The sequence below is a fragment of the Rhizorhapis sp. genome, from assembly GCF_035276005.1.
GTDB lineage: Bacteria > Pseudomonadota > Alphaproteobacteria > Sphingomonadales > Sphingomonadaceae > Rhizorhapis.
Map to the genome: position 1 here is coordinate 1 of NZ_DATEMB010000026.1, position 7,174 is coordinate 7,174.

7 protein-coding genes are annotated in these 7,174 nt (G+C 64.9%); all 7 read right to left on the reverse strand.

Annotated features, from left to right (window positions below; translation table 11 throughout):
• Window positions 1-396: DUF2793 domain-containing protein (locus VJS46_RS06775; RefSeq protein ID WP_324058868.1), on the reverse strand; the 396-nt coding region annotated here is incomplete at its 3' end.
• 47 nt (window positions 397-443) lie between these two features.
• Window positions 444-2,633, reverse strand: coding sequence for a phage tail protein (locus VJS46_RS06780; RefSeq protein WP_324058870.1), 2,190 nt, complete (start codon window positions 2,631-2,633; stop codon window positions 444-446).
• 33 nt (window positions 2,634-2,666) lie between these two features.
• On the reverse strand, window positions 2,667-3,068 hold the full coding sequence (locus VJS46_RS06785) for a peptidoglycan endopeptidase (protein WP_324058872.1): 402 nt from the start codon (window positions 3,066-3,068) through the stop codon (window positions 2,667-2,669).
• A gap of 3 nt (window positions 3,069-3,071) precedes the next feature.
• Window positions 3,072-3,884, reverse strand: coding sequence for a DUF2163 domain-containing protein (locus VJS46_RS06790; protein WP_324058874.1), 813 nt, complete (start codon window positions 3,882-3,884; stop codon window positions 3,072-3,074).
• 22 nt (window positions 3,885-3,906) lie between these two features.
• The gene (locus tag VJS46_RS06795; protein ID WP_324058876.1) at window positions 3,907-6,228 is read right to left on the reverse strand and encodes a DUF2460 domain-containing protein; all 2,322 of its coding nucleotides are present in this window, start codon (window positions 6,226-6,228) and stop codon (window positions 3,907-3,909) included.
• 159 nt (window positions 6,229-6,387) lie between these two features.
• The gene (locus VJS46_RS06800) at window positions 6,388-6,951 is read right to left on the reverse strand and encodes a tail tape measure protein (protein WP_324058878.1); all 564 of its coding nucleotides are present in this window, start codon (window positions 6,949-6,951) and stop codon (window positions 6,388-6,390) included.
• Window positions 6,944-7,174 (reverse strand): phage tail assembly chaperone (locus tag VJS46_RS06805; RefSeq protein WP_324058880.1); only part of this gene is annotated, 231 nt, incomplete at its 5' end. The genes VJS46_RS06800 and VJS46_RS06805, both read right to left, overlap by 8 nt.

The window sequence follows — 7,174 nt, forward strand, 5'->3', positions numbered from 1 at the left end:
CTCCCTCTCTCCGACGACCTGCACATTTGATAAAAAAAGGCCAGCCGGGCGAATTTCACTCCTTTGCCAGGCAGTGCCGTCATGCACATAATCGAGTTCCTCATCCGCAACCCGCACCTTCATTCCGGCTCTGGGAAGCACGAACCGCCAGCCTCCTGAAGTCCAGCAGGCAAATGCTCCCGCATGTCCCAGCCAAGCCCCGGAGGGCGAGCCATTCACGATCCAGCACTGGCCCTCGGAGGGCGCTGCGGGCGGTTCGCCCAGCGCCGCTGAGAGGGCATGGGCATGCACCAGGATATCGGCCCGCGTCAGGGCTTCATTGTGAAATATCTCCTTCTGGGCCTGACCGGTATGAAGGAAGGGCAGGTTAAAACGCGGCGTTGCATCTGTGGGCATGTCTGGTTCCTTCGCTCAAATCGGAAATGATGGGTTTCAGGGGCTCGTCAGATGGCGATGCTGCGCATCAGTGGCTCGCTTACGCCGAGCGCGCCAATCTGGCAGACTTCAATCGTCAGCAAAGACCCTCCGGCTGCCACGTCCTCTCCAGCCATCGCGGCACTGTAGGGAAATTCGGGCACGGCTGTTTCGGTCTCCCGGAGGACGGTTCCGCCCGCCAGCACGCGCAGCCTGTACCGCTCGAATTCCTCACCCAGCGGGGCATCGACATGGTCGGTCCAGATCCATCCCGCGCGGCTCCGCCTGGTCCATCGGATGATTCGACCACCACCGCTCTCCTGAAACACCGAGAGATGCACTGGCGAGGGCGGCTTCAAGGCAGTCCCCCTTACCATCAGCGCGGCTTCCACGGGCTCGGCATCGCCCAGCCCCTGGGCCAGCAGCTTGAGTTCGCTTCCGGCGCGCACATGGTTATCCGGCACTTTCGTCAGCGTCTCTGCATCGATCAGCAGGAAATGCTCGCCGCTGCCATGTCCGCCAATGGCCCACTCCGTGCCCCGCCGGCCGCGCAGCAGATGCGTCAGCCGGTAGTGGCGCAGGCTGGTCTGGACGGCATGTCCAAATTGCAACAGTTCCTGTCCCAGCAGGCAAAAATTGGTGCCGCGCAGCAATGCATCATCACTGGCTCCGGCAAGGACCATGGCGGGATCAAGCAACTCCACATCCAGTACGGAAATATCATCGAAAAGCGTAGCGGAAGCCATGGCCGGCGCGGAAAGCGAAGTTCCCATGACAGCCGGTGCGCCGCTCTCTCCAATGGCAACGGTTTCATCGCCTTCCTCAACAAAGAGCGAGGCCCGCCGCCAGCCGGCGGAAGCTCCAGCCGCCGCTGCCACCACCAGCGGTGTTGCGGCCACGCCATCGCCCAGATGCGGCAAGTCGGCGAGCAGCAGGGTCGTGGGCCCATGCAACTGATCCTCCTCCCGGACGGCGGAGCCGGACGATGCCTCCAGGCTCACCGATGGTCCCGCGGCGACCTGCCTCAACGAAAGCCGGACAGCCATCTTCTCCCATTGCAGCGATTCAATGCTCCAAAGGCCAGCCATGCCGGCCAAGGACACGATTGTTCCCGGCCTGCGGTGCAGTTCGCTCCATCCGCAAATCAGTTCGAGCGTGGAGCGGCCCCGCCACAACGCCGCCGCCTTTCGGGCCGCCAATCCTTTGGCCTTGCTGGCGGACACCACTGCGGGCAGGTCGATTTGCACATGCTGCCGGCCGGCGCCCGGCCTTGCGGCGCGCTGCAGCCCGGCCTGATAATCGCGCTCCGCCTCATAATAGCGAATGGATAGCGTTTGGGGTGTAAGCGCTGCCGCCTGTTTGGCGGATGAGACGGGCGCGACCATGTCTCCATTGACCCGCCGCGCCAGTGTAGCTGCAGCAATGGCGTCTCCACCTGCAATCGATCCGTCCATGATCAGACGCCCCCCCTGGGGACGAAGACGCAGGTCAAAGCTGCTTATCAACGGCTCAACTGCATCGGCAATGCTGGGCCCGAAAGCGGCATAGCCCTTCACTGTCGCATCCCCTGTGCCGCTCAGCAGCCCGCCAGACAAGCTTTCGCTGACATGCGCAATGCCAACCTCATCCTCATCCGCCACCACTTCGAAGGTGAGAGAAGGAATACGATTGCCATAGTCGGCAAGCTGCATATCCTCGAACAGCGCATAGGCCGTGCCGCGATGGGCGGGCGTAAACGCCGTACCTTCCGCCGACGCCATAAGCTGGTCCTGGCGCTGGTCCGGGTCCCCGTTAAACAGCCGGAAGGCTCCAACGGCGGTCTTGAAATCTCCCGCTGCGCCGCGAAGCAGATTTCCATCGGCCCAAATGCGTCCCACCCGCACTATCCGCCTGCTCGACAAGGCGACGGCAAAACTCGCCGAATAGCTGAATGTCGTGGTGCTTGGCCTGCCCTTGCCGCCGCCGCTCTTTTTCTTTGTTTCCTTTAGGTCCGTTGCCCAGATCACCGTGCCCGCGACGCGCATTCGCCCGAATATCTGCGGCACCTGACTGCCATAGGTGGATGTCTGGACGTCCAGCCGGTCCAGCCGCGGCCCTTCCCGCCCCTTGGGCTTGAAGAGGATATTCTGGTCCACTGCCTGCCCCAGCGCCGCGCCTATGGCGCCGCCGATCGGGCCGCCCAGCACCGTGCCCACCGCCGTCAATACGAGAGTAGCCATATAAACCTCTTGGTGAATGAAAGGTGGCACTGCTCAGCCGGGAAGGCGCCAGACCCCCAGCACCGGCCAGGGGCTCTCGCCGGGCATGGCCACCACCTGCCGCAAGCCTGCATGGGCGTGGACGAACCCCGCGCCGGCAAAGACCATCAGGTGAAACTGCCGCATTCCGGCCTGCACCAGCACAATGTCGCCGATGCGCATCTCGGCCGCTCTGCAGAGACCCGCGGCTTTCAGCCAGGCTTCAAATTGCTCCAGCTTCCCGCCCCGCAAGGCATAGCGGTCCGGCGCCTCGCCTCGATGGCCCGCCCGCCATGTCGCCAGCGCCACCAGCCCAACGCAATCCACGCCGGTCTCCACCGAACGGCCATGCAGGCGAAACGGCACGCCCACCAGCCCCAGCGCCTCGCGCGCCAGGACCTCACCCATGCCGCTCATTGGTCAAGCTCCCGGATAGCGCGTCAGCAGATCATTTCCGGGCAGATAGGGCTCGCCGCGAAAGTTGATGGCATTGCCGAACGTCGCGGAGCAGGTCTCCAGCCGCTTGTCACAGCCCTCCACCAGCTCTGCCATCGTCCCCGCCACCACCTCGAAGGGCGGCGCATCCATCAGCGTGATGCTCGCCGCATCCGACGCAAGCACCAGTTGAGCCAGCCCGCAATTGGGGCCGGTCAGCCAGCGCAAGCGGCCAAAAGCATAAGCGCCCGGCGTCAATCCGCCGTTCAGAACGGTAACCGTCTCGCCATCGGCCCCGGCCATTCGGACGATGCGCCGCCGCCCACTCAAATCGACCCGGCAGTCCCTGTCGCCAAGCTCCGCCCGGCAATCGGGCGAGGTCTCCGGGGCAGCCGGACCATCCAGCATGGCGACGGGTCCGCGAAGCTCGGCGGAGAACGCCTCCCCCTGCCGCTCGACAGCCCCCAGTTCGCCTGCGGTCAGTTCCAGCCACATCCCGCCCGGCGCATTCCAGTCCGTAAGGTAGAGACGCACAGCCGCTCCATCCCAGCGCCCCGCATCCAGGTCAGCCGCCGAAATCACGTCTGCCGTCAACGCCCCGCGCACATCCATGCTGTCCGCCTCCAGCCCGCTGCCGATGCTCACCGCTGAAGGCAGCATCCCCGGCGCCGCGCGATAGAGAAAGCCATCCACCTCCAGATCGCGGTCATGCGATGTCAGCCCGACGCTCACCCCATCGCGCCGGTCCAGCCGCCAGCAAAAGGTGAGCCCGGCAAGCTCCCGTTCCAATGCTTCCATAATCAACTCCCCGCCACCAAGCTTATCCCTCTTCCCGCACCTCGATCAGAGGAACGGAAACCGCCTCGCCTGCGGCAAAGGTGGCGCGGCTCACCTCCAGCACATCCTGGGCAAAGCGCACCGGCACGTCGAAGCGGAAACCCGCTGTCAGCGCCGCTCCCACTGGCGGCGCCTCGTCAAAGGCGATGATCCCCTTGCCGAGATGAGACCACCCGCCCGCCGCGATGCCATTCACCGCCACGGAAATGCTGCCTGGCCTTGGCCGGGTAATGACCCGCCGCTGCGCCTCCGTGCCAAAGCCATAATATTTGCAAAGCTGGAATTGCGTCGTGACCCCATCCCCGACGCCCAGCGGCTGGTCCATACGCGACGGCTCCTTGCCATGATCGCAGCTTCGGTCGTCGAACGGATCGGCAAAGCGGAAGCCCTTCGCCGCTCCCCGGCGCGCCCGGAAAAAGGCGATGAGCTCCGCCAGATCGGCCTCCGACCGCACCCCCGGCCCAGCATCATAGCGCATCCGCGCATCCGCCCAGTCGCTGCTCCGCTGCTCATGGCCGCTTTGGCTTTCCACCACCTGCGTAGAAAAGCAGGGGGCAACGCTCGCCTCCCGCCCCAGCGCCAGCGGAAACAGCACATCATCAAAAGCTTCCACGCCATCCTCCTCCCCCATCCGAAAATAGGTAAAGCCGTCGCGGCAGATCTGCGGCAGCGCCCACAGGAACGTCGCCGCCGCCCCCCGCGCCCGCCCGGCATCCGCCGCTGCGGCAATCCGCTTCCACTGCGCCCGGTCCTCGCCGCGCAGCACGAAGCCTGCAAAATAATGCTGCTCCTCAGCCGGATAACCCAGCCGCGCCGTCATCGCCGCCACACCCTTGGCGGTAAGGCCGGAGCGCCCTTCCGTCACCCAGTCGTAATCCTCTAGTTGCAGCACATCGAAGGCGGACGAGGCCCAGCCCACAGGCACATTCGCCCGCTTCGCCTCTGGCGCGAGCGGATCAAGCACGGTCGGCAGATAAACCAGCAAATGCGTCTCTGCGCCCGCCGCTTCCTCCCTCACCGCCGCCCCCAGCCCCGCAGTCGAGGCGGCCAGCAAGGCCCCCGCTGCATCCAGCAAAGCCTTCTGCGCGTCGCTCAAGGGCGAACGGATATTGGGAATGGATACCGGCGCCCCGCCAAATGCCGACCGCGCCGCATCATCATAAAGGCATATCCGCCCGTCCCCCATGATCCACCACCAGGGCTCGCCCACCTGGAATTTGACGGCAAGCCCCGCATCCCGCGCAATCGCGGCAAAGGCCCTTCCGACCAGCCGTAGATAGTTCATAGCCCCCGCATGCGCCGGGGACAGCAGCGCAGAAGGCGGGTCCCAGCCAGTGAGCGCCGGATCGCCATTCTCCGCCCGCTGCTTCCAGTCGTTCCAGCAGTGCTCGTTCAGCAGCTCATAGGAAAGCGACAGGATCACTCCGAACCCCAACGCTTTCGCCCGTGCCACAAAATCCCGGTGCCAGGCGGCGCAAGGCGCATTCAGCGCCCCGCCCGCAAGGCTCACATACAGCCCGCCAAAAAGCGGCTCGAGCCGGAAATAATGGCTCATCCCCACATAATGGTTGATGTCGCCGCGATAGCCGAGCGCCAGTATGTTCCGCAGCACCCGTTCCGGCGCCTGATTGTAGGCATCGTCATAGCCGGTCGCGACGGACAGCCCATGCTCGGGCACCATCACATCGCCCCGCTCCAGCACTGATCCCGAACCCTCGCAAGCGATCTCCGAAATCTCCACCCACCCCTCTGCCGGCGCGGCCAGAAAGCCTTCGCTGCCGTCATAGGCAGGAGCCACCAGCGAAATGAACATCCGGTCCACATCGCCGGCCCAGACCGGCACCGCTTCGGAGGGCAGCAGGAATCCGCCGTCCAGATCGCCAAAATCGATCGCGATGATGGCGTCCTCGGGCGACCCCTCGGCATAATTCCACAGCCGCACAAACCAGCTCCGGGCCGCCCCTGAAGCGTCCCGGCCCTCGATCGTCAGCGTCGGCCCGTTCACAGCGTCCAGGGCCTTCACCGCGCCCGAACGCCACCGGAATGTCAGCTTGCAGCGGCGATAGTCCCTGTCCGTCTCATAGCTAAGCAGCGGGTGGTCCCACTTGTCCTCGCTCTCCCAGATGAGCCCCGCCAGATCGTTCTTGCGATAGAACACCGCATCGACCCGCATGGAATGCGGACCCGCTGTGGTCAAACCCGCCATCATCGGCCGGGGGAAATTGACGGTCCAGAGATGCGGAGCAAAACGCTTCACAAACCCGCTCTCCCGTCCTTCGCGGCCGCTCGCCAGCCAATAGCTCATGTCGATCCTTCGCAATTTCCATTGGAATTGGTGTGATGACGTTCAATTGACCCGTTCGTCCCGAGCGCAGTCGAGGGACGCTGGTGCGACGTGTCTCGACTTCCTCTAGCCGTCGCCGATGCGCAGGCAGGAACGACAGAGTAGCGGGAGGCAAGATCCTTACGTCTCCAAGGCCCGCCGTACCGCCCGGGCCACCTGCCGCGAACTCTTCGCCAGCGCCTCGGGAGCGCCAAGCTGCCCCGCCTGCACATTCACGGTTATCCGCACATCACGCGAGGATGCCGCCCGGCCCGCCATCACCTGCCCACTCGCTGTCGGCACGAACAGCTCCGGCCCCCGCTCGCCGACCACATAGGCCCGCCCCGGCGATACGGGCCCGCCGGTAGCCCGTCCCGGCAAGCCAAGCGCCGCCGAAAGGATCGTCCCGGCGTTGCCCAGCAACCCGCCCCCGCCAACCCCGCCGAACAAGCCCCCTATGCCGCTGCTGATCGCCCCTTGCGCTATCTCGGCCATTGCGCTCAATGCAATCCGCTTCAGGTCCTCAAAGCCCAGCTTTCCAGTCCTGACCGCCCGCAATAGGGTCGTCTCGATCATGCTCCCGGCACGATCCGCACCTTTCGCCAGCGGCCCCTCCAAAAGCCCGCCCATCGCGGAAACATCGCTTGCAAAACCCTGCACATCGGCACGCACGCTGACCACCAGCCGTTCTATTTCCTCATCCATCGGGGAACATCTCCCTAAGCTTCGCCATGTCCGAAGGCGCAGGCGGCGCCTGCCCATTGTCCGTGCCCGCCATGGCGCCGAAAATCACCTGCAACTCCGTCGGCGTGGCCGCCCAGAACTCCCCAGGGCGCCATCCAAGCAGCAGCGCGGAAAGTCCGCAAAGACGCAGCGCAGACTGCGCAAACAAAAGCCCCTCCCCTTCAGGGGAGGGGTTGGGGTGGGG

Bases quoted from the DNA above. Each gene is read 5' to 3' on its own strand.
- VJS46_RS06780 (WP_324058870.1), bottom strand. From the start codon at position 2,633: ATGGCTACTCTCGTATTGACGGCGGTGGGCACGGTGCTGGGCGGCCCG.
- VJS46_RS06785 (WP_324058872.1), bottom strand. From the start codon at position 3,068: ATGAGCGGCATGGGTGAGGTCCTGGCGCGCGAGGCGCTGGGGCTGGTG.
- VJS46_RS06790 (WP_324058874.1), bottom strand. From the start codon at position 3,884: ATGGAAGCATTGGAACGGGAGCTTGCCGGGCTCACCTTTTGCTGGCGG.
- VJS46_RS06795 (WP_324058876.1), bottom strand. From the start codon at position 6,228: ATGAGCTATTGGCTGGCGAGCGGCCGCGAAGGACGGGAGAGCGGGTTT.
- VJS46_RS06800 (WP_324058878.1), bottom strand. From the start codon at position 6,951: ATGGATGAGGAAATAGAACGGCTGGTGGTCAGCGTGCGTGCCGATGTG.